Genomic DNA, 14,691 nt, shown 5'->3' on the forward strand with positions numbered 1-14,691 from the left:
TTGAAAATTTCAAATTACTCTTACTTTTTAATGATGTTTTTCTTACCTATATCATTATTGTTAGATAATATTTTTTTGATAATAATGTTTTTAAGTATAATTTTTAACAAAAAAAAAGCAATAAATAATAATAATGTTTTATATTATTTGTTAGCTTTTTTCTTGTTTACATTAGTAAATGGGTTTTTAAATAACTCTTTTTTAGTTGAAAAAAGTAACTATATTAAATTATTGCCATTTATATTTATTCCTTTTTGTTTAGATAATATTGAAAATAAAATAAAATTAAAAGGGTTCGTTTTTCTTATTATTGGTATAATAATAATTCAATTAAATTCTGTTTATGGAATAATTAACTATTACTATTTTACTGAAGGTAAAAAATATGCTCTAAAAAATTATTCAAAAATTAATGAAATATTAAATTATGAAAGACCTTACTTAGGTTTCTTTTCTGCTCTTAGTATTGTAATCTGTTTTTATTACTATTCGATAAATAAGAATAAGATATTAAGTACTATTATCTCTTTTTTTTCGTTACTGTTAATAATAGTCATTTCTGCAAGGTTAGCCATTGTTATTGTATTCTTTACAAGTTTAATTGTTATCTCTAAAAAGCTTAATAAAAAGAATTTTATTAAAACTCTAATCATCTTTTTAGGCATAATATTCTTAATATTCATGAGTAATAGTTCTTTAAATGATAGGTTTAGTCAAATATCAAAAGATGCTAGAGTTGTTACTTGGAAAGGAGCTAATAAACTATTTTTTAAAAATTCGAATTATATTTTTGGATCCGGAAGTGAACAAAAGACAAGAGATAATCTTTTAGAACATTATAAAAATTATGAAGAATTTGGTTCTGAGGCAGAGAAAAATAGATTTATAAATAAAAATTATAACACTCATAACCAGTATATAAATGAGTTACTAAGAGGAGGGATTATAGGTTTAATGTTGTTACTCATTCCTCAAGTTATTTTACTGTATTCTAGTTTTAAGAAAAATAATATTTTAGAATTAATGTTTTTAGTTTCAATTTTTAGTTTTTGTCTAGTTGAAAATATTTTAGATAGACAAGTTGGTGTCTACTTATATGCCTTACTTTTGAGCCTAACAAATATTCCATATAAAGTAAATGAATAAATGGTAAAAGTTTTACATATTGCTAGACCTGTTGCAGGAGTAGGTGTCTATATTTCTTTATTATCTAAATACATAGATAGTAATAAGTTTTCAAATGTAATAATTTGTAATACAAAAGAGAATATTATTAATATTAATAATGATTTGGGTATTAAAATTGACCACCTTCATTGTAATCTAAAAAGAGAAATACGTTTTGTAAATGATATAAAATGTTTAATAAAAATTTTAAAAATTGTAAAAAAAATAAAACCGGATATAATACATTGCCATAGTGCTAAAAGTGGGATTTTAGGAAGAATTATTGGATTTGTTTCTAATACAAAAACAATATATACACCTCATGCATATTCTTATTTAAGTGCAGAGTCTAAAAAGAAATATTTTTTATTAAAAAATATCGAACGTTTTTTTGGGTTTTTTCCTGCAAAAACATTAGCCTGTTCGTCTTCAGAATACAATAGAGCTATAGTTGATTTAAAAATAAAAAAAGAAAAGATTGTTCTTTGGAATAACTCTATTGAAAATAAGATAGAATCAATAGATAGTGAGTTTTTATTGAAACTTCCAAACAATTTTATAAGTTCAATAGGTAGACCATCTTATCAAAAAAACACAGAACTATTAGTAGAAGCTGTATTAAAAATTAAACAAACACATCCAAATATTCATTTAGTAATTTTAGGAGTTGGTTTTTATTCTCCAATATTAAAAAAAATAGAAAACAATATTTTAAAGAATAATCTTTCTGATAATATTACATTAATTCCTTGGTTAGAGAGAGCTAAGGGTTTAGCTATACTTAACAAAAGTATAGTTTATGTTTCCTCATCAAGATATGAAGGCCTGCCATATTCTGTTATTGAAGCCTTGTCTTTAAGAAAGCCATGTGTTTTAACAAATGTTGATGGCAATAGAGATTTAGTAAAAGATAATTATAATGGCTTCTTGGTGAAAGAAGATATAAATGAAATGGCTGAAAAAATTATCATGATTTTAGATAATAATGATTTAAGAATAAATATGGAAAAAAATGCCAGAAAAGAATTTGAAAGTTTTTACGATATAAAAAAAAATATTAAAGTTTTAGAAAACCTATATTTGTCTAAATAATTAGAATAAATTGAAAAAAAGATACTCTTACTTAATTAAACCGTTACAGGTAATAATTGATTTATTCATTATTAATAGTGTTATATACTTCGTTTATGATAAGGAGTATCTAAATGTTCCATTCTTAACTTATATTTCTATTTTTTGGTTAATAGCAAGTTTTTTTTTAGGGTTTTATAATGTATATAGGTTTAATAGTGGTTTAAGAATTGTTACTTTACTAGGTAGGCAGTTCATTCTTTTTATTCTAGGGTACTTTGCTTATTTTGGTATTTTTAAAGAAGGAAGTATTGTTAATAATCAATTATTAATATTAACATCAATATTAGGAGCTATTGCTTTTTTTAAGTTTTTCTTTTTTTTCTTACTTAAAAAATATAGATCATTAGGTAATAATTTTAGGACTACTATTGTTTTAGGGAACGATGACTCAACTAAAAAAATTATAAAAATATTTAATAGTAAGGCCAATTTAGGGTATAAATATTTAGGTTTTTTTTCAGATAAAGAATATAAGAACTCTACTTATTTAGGGAGATTAAAGGACTCTTTTAAATATGCAAATGAAAATGTTGTAGATGAAATTTATTGTTCGTTATCAGCCTTAACAAAAGACCAAATTAAAGATGTTAATAAATTTGCTGCTGAAAAAGAAATTATTTTAAAACTAATTCCAAACACAGATGAATTGTATAGTAAAAATCAAAGTGCAGAGTATTATGATGATACTTTATTAGTTTTAAATGTAAATAAACTACCCTTTGAATTTGCTGAAAATTTTTATATTAAAAGAGTTTTCGACATTTTGTTCTCTCTTTTCGTTTGTCTATTTTTTCTTTCTTGGTTGTGGCCAATTCTTTGGGTTTTTGTAAAATTTGAATCAAAAGGACCTTTACTATTTAAACAAGGTAGAGAGGGGATTAATGGTGAAGAGTTTATTTGTTATAAATTTAGATCGATGAGGTTTAATGAGGAATCAGACAAAGTGCATGCTACAAAAAACGATAGAAGAGTTACTAAAATAGGTGCTTTTTTAAGAAAAACAAGCATGGATGAATTGCCTCAGTTTTTAAATGTTTTATTTGGTGATATGAGTGTTGTTGGACCAAGACCTCATTTAGAGAGCTTGTCTGTAGAGTATCAAAAAGATGTAGATGATTATTTAAAAAGACATATTGTAAAACCAGGGATTACTGGTTTAGCTCAAGTAAGTGGTTACAGAGGTGAAATAAAAAAGAGGTCAGATATTAAAAATAGAGTGCGTTTTGATATTTTTTACATAGAAAATTGGTCTTTTTTATTAGATATTAAGATTATTATGCAAACACTTTTAAACGTTTTTAAGGGAGAAGAAAAAGCATATTAATATGATAACAGCTTCAATTGTTTTATATAATGAGAATATAGAAACACTTAAAAAAACGGTTGATTCATTTCTAAACACACCAATTAAAAAGAAGTTATACTTAATAGATAACAGTCCTAATAATAATTTAGAAAGCCATTTTATTAATTCAGAAATTGAATATATTTTTGTTGGTAAAAATAGTGGTTTCGGAAAAGCACATAACTTTATTCTAGATAAAATTAATTCCCAATTTCATTTAATTTTAAATCCAGATGTTGCGTTTGATGCTGAAGTTATTCCTGCTTTAATCAAAGAACTAAAAGCAAATAAAGAGGTTGCATTTATTTCACCTAAAGTTGTATCTCCTAATAATGAATACCAATACATTTGTAGAAAACACCCTACTATTATTGATTTAATAAATAGAAAAATAAATTTTTCTAAAAAGAAAATATATAACAATGAGTATAGAAATCAAGATTTGGAGAAATCATTTTACCCAGATTTTATTCATGGATGTTTTATGCTTTTTAAAACACAAGATTTTAAAGATTTAAAAGGTTTTGATGAGCGTTATTTTTTATATATGGAAGATGCTGATATTTGTAAAAAGATAGATAATATGGACAAAAATAAACTCTATTTTCCTAAAGTTAAAATTACACACCACCATCAAAGAGGATCTTCAAAACACTTTAATTTATTCTTATATCATATTTCATCTGCAATAAAATATTTTTTAAAGTGGAATTTCTAATGAGATAAATGACTTCTTGAAAATGACTTTCTTGTGAAAGCGGGAATCCAAAGAATTTAAAATATATTTGCAGCTAACAAAACAACACAAATGAATATTCTAATTTTAGGTTCTGGTGGAAGAGAACATGCTTTTGCTTTAAAATTATCTCAAAGTAATAAAATAAATCAACTTTTTGTGGCTCCTGGAAATGCAGGAACAGATAAAATTGCAAAAAACATTAACATAAGTCTTACAGATTTTGAAGCGGTCAAAAAGACGGTTTTAGAAAACGAAATTAAAATGGTAGTTGTTGGTCCAGAAGTACCTTTAGTTGCTGGTATACATGATTTCTTTTTAGCTGATGAAGATTTAAAGAATATTCCAGTAATTGGTCCTAAAAAAGATGGCGCATTATTAGAAGGAAGTAAAGATTTTTCTAAACAATTCATGCAAAAACATGGAGTTCCTACAGCCCGTTATCAATCATTTACAAAAGAAAACCTAACTGAGGGCTTCGCTTTCTTAGAAACATTAGCACCTCCTTTTGTTTTAAAAGCCGATGGTTTAGCTGCAGGAAAAGGTGTTTTAATTTTAAATTCTTTGGAGGAGGCTAAAGCTGAATTGGAAGAAATGGTTTCTAATAATAAATTTGGAGAAGCATCATCTACAGTTGTTATTGAAGAATTTTTAAAAGGAATAGAATTGTCTGTTTTTGTTTTAACAGACGGAAAAAACTATAAAATTTTACCATCAGCAAAAGATTATAAGCGAATAAGTGAAGGGGATACAGGTTTAAATACTGGTGGAATGGGTGCAATTTCTCCTGTTCCTTTTGCAGATGAGGCCTTTTTAAATAAAGTGGAAGAATTAGTAGTAAAACCTACAATTGCCGGCTTGTTAAAAGATGGAATTGATTATCGTGGGTTTATCTTTATTGGTTTAATGAATGATAATGGAAATCCTTCTGTAGTAGAATATAACGTAAGAATGGGAGACCCTGAAACGGAAGTAGTTTTACCAAGAATAGAATCAGATTTATTTGATTTATTTGATGGAGTAGCAAATCAAAATTTAGATGAAAAATCTTTTAAGGTTACTTCTAAAACAGCCACAACTGTAATGTTAGTTGCTGGAGGTTACCCAGAAGCGTATGAGAAAAATAAAGAAATTACGGGCTTAGAAAATGTAACTGAATCTACTGTTTTTCATGCAGGAACAATAATTAAAGATAATAAAGTTGTTTCTAATGGAGGTAGAGTTATGGCTGTTACTTCTTTTGGAGATACTATAGAAGAAGCTTTAGAGAAATCTTATAGAAGTATCGCTAAAATTTCTTTTGATAAGATGAATTATAGAAAAGACATTGGTTTTGATTTAATTTAAAATCATGAAAAAAATAATTGTTGCACCTTTAAATTGGGGTTTAGGCCACGTTTCTAGGTGTGTACCAATTATTGAATTACTCTTAGAAAATAATTTTACGCCAGTTCTTGCTTCTGATGGCAAAGCCTTAGAATTTTTAAATAAAGCGTTTCCAGATTTAGAAAGTTTCAATTTACCTTCTTACAATATATCTTATGGAAAAAATCTGCAATGGAAGTTGTTTTTACAAATTCCAAAAATTGTAAGTGCTGTTAAAAATGAACAAAAAGTAATAGCAGAGTTTATTGATAAAGATAAAGAGGTTGTTGGCGTTATTTCTGATAATAGATTTGGCGTTAGAAGTTGCAAAGTTCCGTCAATATATATTACGCATCAAATTAATGTTTTCTCAGGAAGCACCACTTTTTTAACAAGTTATATTCATCAAAAAATAATAAAAAAGTTTGATGAATGTTGGATTCCAGACACTCCTAATTCAACGTTTTCAGGAAAACTATCATCAACAAAAATAAACTCAACTTTAAAATATATTGGCGTTTTAAGCAGGTTTAAAAAAGAGAATTTAGATAAAACGATTGATGTTTTACTTCTTATTTCTGGTCCAGAACCAAATAGAACTTTTTTAGAGGATACATTAAAATCAGCATTTAAAAACGATAAAAGAAATATTGTTTTTGTTTTAGGTAAAGTTGAAGAAGTAGAAAAAAAATGGGCGGAAGAAAATATAATTTTTTATAATTTTCTTCTAACAGATAAGCTTGAGAAGTTAATTAATTCGGCAAAAATTGTGGTTTGCAGATCTGGTTATTCTTCAATAATGGATTTATCAGTTTTAGAGAAAAAAGTTTTTTTTATCCCAACTAAAAATCAACCTGAACAAGCGTATTTAGCAAATTATTTAACAGAAAAAAGAATGGCTCCTCAGTGTAGTTTGAAAGATTTTTCGGTTGAAAAACTATTAGAAGATAAAGACTATAAAGGTTTAAAATCAGAAGAGATTAAATTGAATTCAAATTTATTTAGCCTTTTCCATAGTAAAAGAAAATTCTGATCCTTCACCATAGACACTTTTCAATAAAATAGTTTCATTGTGAGCTTCTACAATGTGTTTTACAATAGATAATCCTAAACCAGAACCACCTTGTTCTCGAGATCTACTATGGTCTACTCTATAAAAACGTTCAAATAAACGAGGAAGATGTTTTTGCTTAATTCCTTCTCCATTATCAATCACTTTTACAATCACTTTGTTAATATTGTAAGAATCTACAGCAATAATTGTAGTTCCATTTGGTTTTCCGTATTTAATAGAATTTACTATTAAATTTATTAAAACTTGCTCAATTTTTTCAATATCACCATGTACTAAAACAGGAAATGCATAAGCCTTATCAAACTTTAGCGTTATGTTTTTCTTTTTAGCTTTCATTTCAAACAAATCACACACATCTTGTATGAGCTCTAAAACATTAAAGGATTCTATATTAAGCTTCATTCCATCTGTTTCAAGTTTAGCAATCATGTCTAAATCTTTTATAACAGCAACTAACCTTTCTACTCCTTTATTAGCTCTTTCTAGGTATTTGGTTCTTATTTCTTTATCATTTACAGCACCCTCTATTAATGTTAAAATATACCCTTGCACAGTAAAAAGGGGTGTTTTTAGTTCATGAGCTACATTTCCTAAAAAATCTCTTCTAAAAGAATCTCTTTCGGTTAAACTTTCTATTTCTAAACGCTTTCCTTCAACAAATTTCTGCATTCTTTTAGAAAGCTTGTCAATATCTGTAGTTGCAGAATCTCTGTCTAAATCATTAACATCAAGAATAGACACTTCTTCGTAAATCTTTTTTAACCGTCTATATATAAAATGTTCAGCTCTATATTGAATAGTTAAAAAAGTAATAAAGAAAAAAACTATTACTGATATTAAAACACTGGGAAGTCCTAACTGGTTACTAATAAAAAAGTAGGCAATTGTTGCAATTAAAACCGTAATAATAGTTAAGTAGGTTGCAGACCAAAGTGCATATGTGTATGTTTTTTTGAACTTCATAAAAGAAAATTTATTATTCTGCTCCTTCTAATACAAATTTATAACCAACTCCTTTTACAGTTTTAAAATGATCATCACCTATTTTTTCACGCAATTTTCTAATGTGAACATCTATGGTTCTGCCACCAACCACAACTTCATTTCCCCAAACAGTATCTAAAATAACTTCTCTTTTAAATACTTTACCTGGCTTAGAAGTTAATAAAGAAAATAATTCAAATTCTTTTCTTGGAAGGGAAATTTTAGTGCCTGCTTTATAGACCACATATTCATCTCTGTCTATAACGATATCTCCAATTTTATAAGTTTCTTCACTCTCTTCTTCGTTTTTTAATCTTCTTAACAAAGATTTTATCTTACTTACTAAAACTTTTGGTTTAATAGGTTTTGTAATGTAATCATCTGCGCCAGACTCAAAACCGGCAACTTGAGAATAATCTTCTCCTCTAGCTGTTAAAAAAGAAATAATAACATTTTCTAGAGATTTTATCTTTCTAATTTTTTCACAAGCTTCAATCCCATCCATTTCTGGCATCATTATATCTAATAAGATTAAATGTGGAATATTTTTTTTAGCAGACTTTATAGCTTCATTTCCATTTGAGGCTGTAAATACTTGATACCCTTCATTTTTTAAATTGTATCCAACAATTTCTAAAATATCTGGCTCATCATCAACCAATAAAATTTTAATATCACTTTTATTCATAATGGGTGTAAAAAGTATGAATACCAAAAATAGCGATTATTATGTAACAAAAACAACTCCTTAACAATCATTTAATCTGTTGGAATTCTATTAACGTTTATATAACATAACAAATAGTAACTCTTTTGTTATCAAATGAATAGTTTCTTGTAAAAATTAACAATTAATTAATCTGTTGTAAGTCAAGAGGTCATCGAATTATTTCCTATATTTACAAAACAAACTTTAAAATATTACACATGAAAAAAAATTACATTTTTACTTTATTAATTACATTAATAACAGCTTTGTCTTTTGGACAAGATTTAATGATTACAGGTCTTTATGATGCTGGTTTGACTGGTGGTACTCCAAAAGGGGTAGAGCTTTTTGTTATAAATGATATTGCAGATTTAAGCATTTACGGAATTGGTAGCGCAAATAATGGAGGAGGAACTGATGGCGAAGAATTTACTTTTCCAGCAGATGCCGTTACAGCTGGAGCTTTTATTTATATTTCTACAGAAGTACCAAACTTTAATGCCTTTTTTGGCTTTGATCCAGATTATACAGATGGTTCTATGGGAATTAATGGAGATGATGCTGTAGAATTATTTATGAATGGTGCTGTAATAGATCTTTTTGGTGATATTAATACTGATGGATCAGGAGAAGATTGGGATCATTTAGATGGTTGGGCATATAGAAATAATAACCAATCACCATCAGTAACTTTTAACAGTGCAGATTGGATATTTAGTGGAATAAATGTTTTTGATGGAGAAACAACAAATGCAACAGCAACAACTCCTTTTCCTACAGGCACATACACTAATTCAACAGCTTCTGTAAAGAAGAATAATATCGAAGGCTTTGCGACATACCCAAATCCAATTACAAACAATACATTTACAATTACTAGCAGCAGTAGTAGTAAAAAAGAGTTTGCTATTTTTAATGTATTAGGTAAAAAAGTACTTTCATCAAATTTTTCTGGTGTAAAATCAAATGTTGATGTTTCTGCAATTAATTCAGGAATCTATATTTTAAAAGTAACTGAAGAAGGTAAAACTGCTACTAAGAAATTAGTGATTAGATAAAATACCTTTATTACTATAAGATTATTTTTTACCTTAAAAGCTCCGAATTTATTCGGAGCTTTTTTTTGTATATTTAATGTGAAAAAGAAAAACGTATTACTATGAATTTATCTGTTAAATTAAATGATATCCTTTTTTTGGATATTGAAACAGTTCCTGAAAAAGAAAACTGGAATCAATTACCTAAAGAAACGCAAGAACTCTATGAAAAGAAAACTCAATACCAACGTAAAGAAGAATTTACTGCTGCAGCGTTTTATGAACGTGCTGGAATTTGGGCAGAATTTGGAAAAATAATTTGTATTTCTGTGGGTTATTTTGTGGATATTGAAAATAAAAAGCAATTAAGACTAACCTCTTTTTTTGGTGATGATGAGCATAAATTGTTAACCGAATTTAAGGTTTTATTAGACACCCACTTTGTTAAGAAGAGTAATGTTTTATGTGCGCATAATGGTAAAGAATTCGATTTCCCTTTTATTGCAAGAAGAATGATTGTTCATCAAATAGAGCTGCCTATACAGCTAAATTTATTTGGCAAAAAACCTTGGGAAGTACCTCATTTAGATACTTTAGAAATGTGGAAGTTTGGAGATTACAAACATTACACATCTCTTAAGCTATTAACGTCTATTTTAGGGGTTCCTTCGCCAAAAGATGATATTGTTGGCAGTGAGGTTGCAGATGTTTATTACAAGGAGAGAAACATACAAAGAATTGTAAGCTATTGTGAAAAAGACACAATAGCTGTAGCACAAATTTTATTACGTTTTAACAATCAAGAATTATTAAAAGATAAAGATATTATAAGTGTAAATTAGTCGTCTAGTTTCATAGAAAGCTCTAACCAACGTTCCTCTTTTTGTTCTAATTCTGATATGGTTTTTTCTAATTCTTTAGATTTTTCTGCAATGTTTTCTGGCTCAATTTCTACATTTAAAAACTGAGTTTCAATTGTAAGTTTTCTTTTTTGAAGCCTTACAATTTCTGATTCTAAAGAACCAAATTCTCTTTTTTCATTAAAAGTTAAGGCGTTTTTCACTTCTTTCTTCTCCACCTTTTCTATCGTTTTTTTTGTAGCTAATTCCTTTGGAGCAGAACCTTCATAGGCTCTAAAATCTGAGTAGTTACCTGGAAAATTCTCAACAACTCCTTCTCCTCTAAAAACAAATAATGCATCAACAATTTTATCCATAAAATACCTGTCATGAGAAACAACTAATAAGTTTCCTGGGTAATCTAATAAGAAGTTTTCTAATACATTAAGCGTAACAACATCTAAATCATTTGTTGGCTCATCTAAGATTAAGAAATTCGGATTTTGTATTAAAACAGCACATAAATACAAACGTTTTTGTTCTCCTCCAGATAGTTTTTCTACAAAATCATATTGTTTTTTCTTATCAAACAAAAAGCGTTCTAACAATTGTGAAGCAGAAATTTTTCTACCTTTAGAAAGCGGAATGAATTCTCCAAATTCTTTAACAACTTCAATTACTTTTTGTCCTTCTTTAATTACAATTCCAGCTTGCGTATAATACCCGTATTTTACTGTTTCACCTAAAACAACTTTACCAGAATCTGGTGGCGCTGTTTCTGTAATAATATTTAAAAAAGAGGATTTACCTGTTCCGTTTTTACCAATAATACCAAGACGTTCACCACGTTTAAAAATGTAATCAAACCCATCTAATATTTTTTTATCACCAAAAGATTTATACACTTTATGAAGTTCTAGAATTTTACTTCCTAAACGTTCCATGTTAATTTCTAATTGAACTTCATGATCTTTTCTACGTTGATGTGCTTTTTCTTTAATTTGATAAAAATCATCTGTTCTAGACTTCGATTTTGTAGTTCTTGCTTTTGGTTGCTTTCGCATCCATTCTAACTCTTTTTTAAATAAACTCTTCGCTTTGCCTAAATTGGTAGATTCTAATGCTAAACGTTCTTCTTTGTTTTGTAAATAGTAAGAATAATTTCCTTTGTATTTATATATTTTTCCTTGGTCTAATTCTAAAATTTCATTACAAACACGTTCTAAGAAGTAACGATCATGCGTTACCATAAAAAGGGTGATTTTTTCTTTCGCAAAAAATGCTTCTAACCATTCGATCATTTCTAAATCTAAATGATTTGTAGGTTCATCTAAAATTAATAAATCTGGTTTATTTATAAGTACTATTGCTAAAGAAAGACGTTTTTTTTGTCCACCAGAAAGTGCGCCAACTTTTAGTGTTAAATCTTCTAATTTAAGTTTAGATAAAATTTGTCTGTATTGAGTTTCAAAATCCCAAGCATTGTATTGTTCCATTAACTCAAAAGCATCTTGGTAAGCATCTGCGTTTTCAGGATTTTTTAGTGCATTTTCATATTGATTTACAATAGAAAGAATCTTGTTATCAGTAGCAAAAATAGTTTCCTCAATAGTTAATTTAGGATCTAATTCTGCGTTTTGAGCTAAATAGGCAACAGAAATCCCTTTTCTACACACAACTTGTCCATTATCAGGCGTGTCTAAACCTGCAATAATGTTTAGGATTGATGTTTTCCCACTTCCGTTTTTAGCTACAAAAGCAACTTTCTGATCTTTATTAATTCCAAAGGATATATCTTCAAATAAGACATGTTCTCCATAAGATTTAGAAATATTTTCTACTGATAAATAATTCACAAGTTATATTTTTTGCAAAGAAACAAAAAACCCAAGCGTTAACTTGGTTTTTTGATAATCATTTAATTTAATAGGAGGTTTCTTATGGGGATCAAATTAAATGACTTCATGATATTGTGAATAGAAGCAGCTATCTATCACTGATAACTATGAGATAACTGGGGTAAACAGTTAAGAGGAATAAAAAAACCAAACGTTAGCTTGGTTTTTTGAGAGTAATTCAATTTATCAGGTGGGTTTATTAGGAGAATATAAAATTAAACTACTTAACGAAATTGTAAATAAAAGTAGGTGTAAATCACTAAAAACTGTGAGCTTTAATTTATAAACTTTTGAGTTTCTTTTAGATAAGAGCACTCTTTCAGAATCTTTTTATTAATAGTATATTGCATCCAATAATATTGATAAAAGAAAAATATGAAAATTATAGTACCAATGGCAGGAATTGGGTCTCGTTTAAGACCTCATACGTTAACAATTCCTAAGCCACTAACAGTTATTGCAGGGAAACCAATTGTACAACGTTTAGTAGAAGATATTACTTCTGTTGTAAATCAAAAAATAGATGAAATTGCTTTTATTATTGGGCCAGCTGCAAAAGGGTTTCCTTCAAATACAACAGAAAAATTATTACAAATAGCAAAAGAATTAGGCGCTAAAGGGTCAGTATATGTTCAAGAAGAAGCTTTAGGAACTGCCCATGCTATTTATTGCGCAAAAGAATCTTTAAGCGGACCTTGTGTTGTTGCTTTTGCAGATACTTTATTTAAAGCGGATTTTACATTAGATGCAAATGCAGATGGCGCAATTTGGGTAAAAAAAGTAGCCGATCCTAGTGCTTTTGGCGTTGTGAAACTGAAAGATGGGTATATTACAGACTTTGTAGAAAAACCTAAAGATTTTGTTTCAGATTTAGCTATTATTGGTATTTATTACTTTAAAGATGGAGATAAAGTACGTGAAGAAATTAAGTATTTAATTGATAATGATTTAAAGGAACATGGAGAATATCAACTTACCAATGTTTTAGAATCTTTAAAACAACAGGGAGCTAAATTTATTCCTGGAACTGTAGATGCTTGGATGGATTGTGGTAAAAAAGACCCAACTGTTGATACAAATAAACAGGTATTAGGTTTTGAGAAAGAAGCAGGTAATAATTTAGTTTCTGAAGATGTTATTTTAGAAAATTCAGAAATTATTCAACCCTGTTTTGTTGGGAAAAATGTAGTGTTGAAAAACACTAAAATTGGACCTTTTGTTTCTATTGGAGAAAATAGTATAGTAGAAAATTCAACAATTGTAAATTCTTTAATTCAATCTAATGTAACAATTTCTAATGCAAATTTAGACAATGCAATGATTGGTAATCATGCTACATATAATGGAGATTATACTTCTGTCAGTATAGGTGATTATACAGAGTTAACTTAAATGATATTTAGAATAAAGTTACAAGAAGAAAGAAAAAAGGCGCAATTTGATTATTTTAAGTTGGTTCTTTTCTTTCTTCTTTTTTCTTTAAACACTTTTTCACAAGATAGTATTCCTGCTGCAAAAGATCTAACTGAAGATAAAGAGTTAAATTTTCAGCAGTTTTTTTTTAAAGCGTTGTCTCAAAAATCTATTGGAAATTATCAAAAAGCAATAGAAAATTTAGAAAGTTGTAATCAGATTTTATCAAATGAAATTTCTGTTTATTTTGAGTTTTCTAAAAATTACTTATTACTTAATAATACATTATTAGCTAAAGAATATATAGATAGAGCTTTAGAAAAAGATACTAGTAATCTTTGGATGCTAAAACACTTAGTGAAAATTTATACTAAAGATAAAAATTTTTCTGAAGCAATAAAAGTTCAGCAAAAAGTTGTTACTATTAACCCAAAAGAAAGAGAATTATTGGTAGGTTTGTTTTTTTACAATAAAGAACATGAAAAAGCGATTTCTTTAATGCACCTTATAGAGAAGGATAATGGTTTGTCTGCTGAGTTAAAACGTTTAAAAAGACAATTAGAAAAACGTAAAGAAGTTGTTAAACCCTCTGATGAAAGGAGTGATATTACTTCACTTATAAAACAATTTAATTCTGATAAATCATATAAAATATTAAAAAAAATTCTGCAAAAATCTATTGATAGTACTTCCGTTTTACTAAAATATAGTGATGAAGGAATTGCACTTTTTCCAGCGCAACCTTATATGTATTTAATGAAAGCAAGAGCATTTAATAATCAGAAATTATATAAAAAAGCGTTAACTATTTTACAGAATGGTATTGATTTTGTTATAGAAGATAGAATGGAATCTGATTTTTACAAAGAAATGGCAACTTCTTATAATGGTTTAGGTAATTTGATAGAAGAAAAAAAATACTTAGAAAAGTCTAAAAAGATAAAAAGCTAACATGAAGTTTATAAAATATTTACTTGTTTTTTCTTTAA

Annotated in this window: 13 protein-coding genes; 10 read left to right on the top strand and 3 right to left on the bottom strand. The window is 27.6% G+C overall.

Features of this window, described 5'->3' with window-relative positions; translation table 11 throughout:
* Positions 1-84 precede the first annotated feature (84 nt).
* From BTO04_RS11560 to BTO04_RS11585, 6 genes are all read left to right on the top strand, one after another.
* Positions 85-1,146, top strand: coding sequence for an O-antigen ligase (locus BTO04_RS11560; RefSeq protein ID WP_232455983.1), 1,062 nt, complete (start codon positions 85-87; stop codon positions 1,144-1,146).
* A complete protein-coding gene (locus BTO04_RS11565; protein WP_087564645.1) occupies positions 1,147-2,259 on the top strand; it encodes a glycosyltransferase in 1,113 nt (370 codons plus the stop codon).
* A gap of 10 nt (positions 2,260-2,269) precedes the next feature.
* On the top strand, positions 2,270-3,625 hold the full coding sequence (locus tag BTO04_RS11570; RefSeq protein WP_087564646.1) for an exopolysaccharide biosynthesis polyprenyl glycosylphosphotransferase: 1,356 nt from the start codon (positions 2,270-2,272) through the stop codon (positions 3,623-3,625).
* A gap of 1 nt (position 3,626) precedes the next feature.
* Positions 3,627-4,364: a glycosyltransferase gene (locus BTO04_RS11575; protein WP_087564647.1), complete on the top strand. Its 738-nt coding sequence runs from the start codon at positions 3,627-3,629 to the stop codon at positions 4,362-4,364.
* Between the two features lie 90 nt (positions 4,365-4,454).
* Positions 4,455-5,729 (top strand): phosphoribosylamine--glycine ligase, encoded by a 1,275-nt coding sequence (gene purD / locus BTO04_RS11580; protein WP_087564648.1) that lies wholly within the window; start codon positions 4,455-4,457, stop codon positions 5,727-5,729.
* A 4-nt stretch (positions 5,730-5,733) separates the two neighbouring features.
* Positions 5,734-6,780 (top strand): glycosyltransferase, encoded by a 1,047-nt coding sequence (locus BTO04_RS11585; RefSeq protein ID WP_232455897.1) that lies wholly within the window; start codon positions 5,734-5,736, stop codon positions 6,778-6,780.
* Here BTO04_RS11585 and BTO04_RS11590 read toward each other — a convergent pair.
* Together BTO04_RS11590 and BTO04_RS11595 are read right to left on the bottom strand one after the other, a co-directional pair.
* Entirely contained in the window at positions 6,745-7,785 is a 1,041-nt protein-coding gene (locus BTO04_RS11590) for a cell wall metabolism sensor histidine kinase WalK (protein WP_087564650.1), read from the bottom strand. The genes BTO04_RS11585 and BTO04_RS11590 overlap by 36 nt on opposite strands.
* Positions 7,786-7,798: 13 nt before the next feature.
* Positions 7,799-8,494 carry a response regulator transcription factor gene (locus BTO04_RS11595; RefSeq protein WP_087564651.1) on the bottom strand — a complete coding sequence of 232 codons (696 nt, stop codon included), beginning with the start codon at positions 8,492-8,494 and terminating at the stop codon, positions 7,799-7,801.
* A 239-nt stretch (positions 8,495-8,733) separates the two neighbouring features.
* On the opposite strand from BTO04_RS11595, the gene BTO04_RS11600 reads away from it, so the two are divergent.
* Positions 8,734-9,573, top strand: coding sequence for a T9SS type A sorting domain-containing protein (locus tag BTO04_RS11600; RefSeq protein ID WP_087564652.1), 840 nt, complete (start codon positions 8,734-8,736; stop codon positions 9,571-9,573).
* Between the two features lie 101 nt (positions 9,574-9,674).
* A complete protein-coding gene (locus tag BTO04_RS11605; RefSeq protein ID WP_087564653.1) occupies positions 9,675-10,394 on the top strand; it encodes a 3'-5' exonuclease in 720 nt (239 codons plus the stop codon).
* Here the strand turns inward: BTO04_RS11605 and BTO04_RS11610 are convergent.
* A complete protein-coding gene (locus BTO04_RS11610) occupies positions 10,391-12,247 on the bottom strand; it encodes an ABC-F family ATP-binding cassette domain-containing protein (RefSeq protein ID WP_087564654.1) in 1,857 nt (618 codons plus the stop codon). The two genes, BTO04_RS11605 and BTO04_RS11610, sit on opposite strands and share 4 nt — an antisense overlap.
* Before the next feature lie 417 nt (positions 12,248-12,664).
* On the opposite strand from BTO04_RS11610, the gene BTO04_RS11615 reads away from it, so the two are divergent.
* Positions 12,665-13,681 carry a sugar phosphate nucleotidyltransferase gene (locus BTO04_RS11615; protein ID WP_087564655.1) on the top strand — a complete coding sequence of 339 codons (1,017 nt, stop codon included), beginning with the start codon at positions 12,665-12,667 and terminating at the stop codon, positions 13,679-13,681.
* Positions 13,682-14,653 (top strand): lipopolysaccharide assembly protein LapB, encoded by a 972-nt coding sequence (locus BTO04_RS11620; RefSeq protein WP_087564656.1) that lies wholly within the window; start codon positions 13,682-13,684, stop codon positions 14,651-14,653.
* Positions 14,654-14,691 lie beyond the last annotated feature (38 nt).

The organism is Polaribacter sp. SA4-10 (assembly GCF_002163835.1).
In the GTDB taxonomy this organism is placed as follows: Bacteria; Bacteroidota; Bacteroidia; order Flavobacteriales; family Flavobacteriaceae; genus Polaribacter.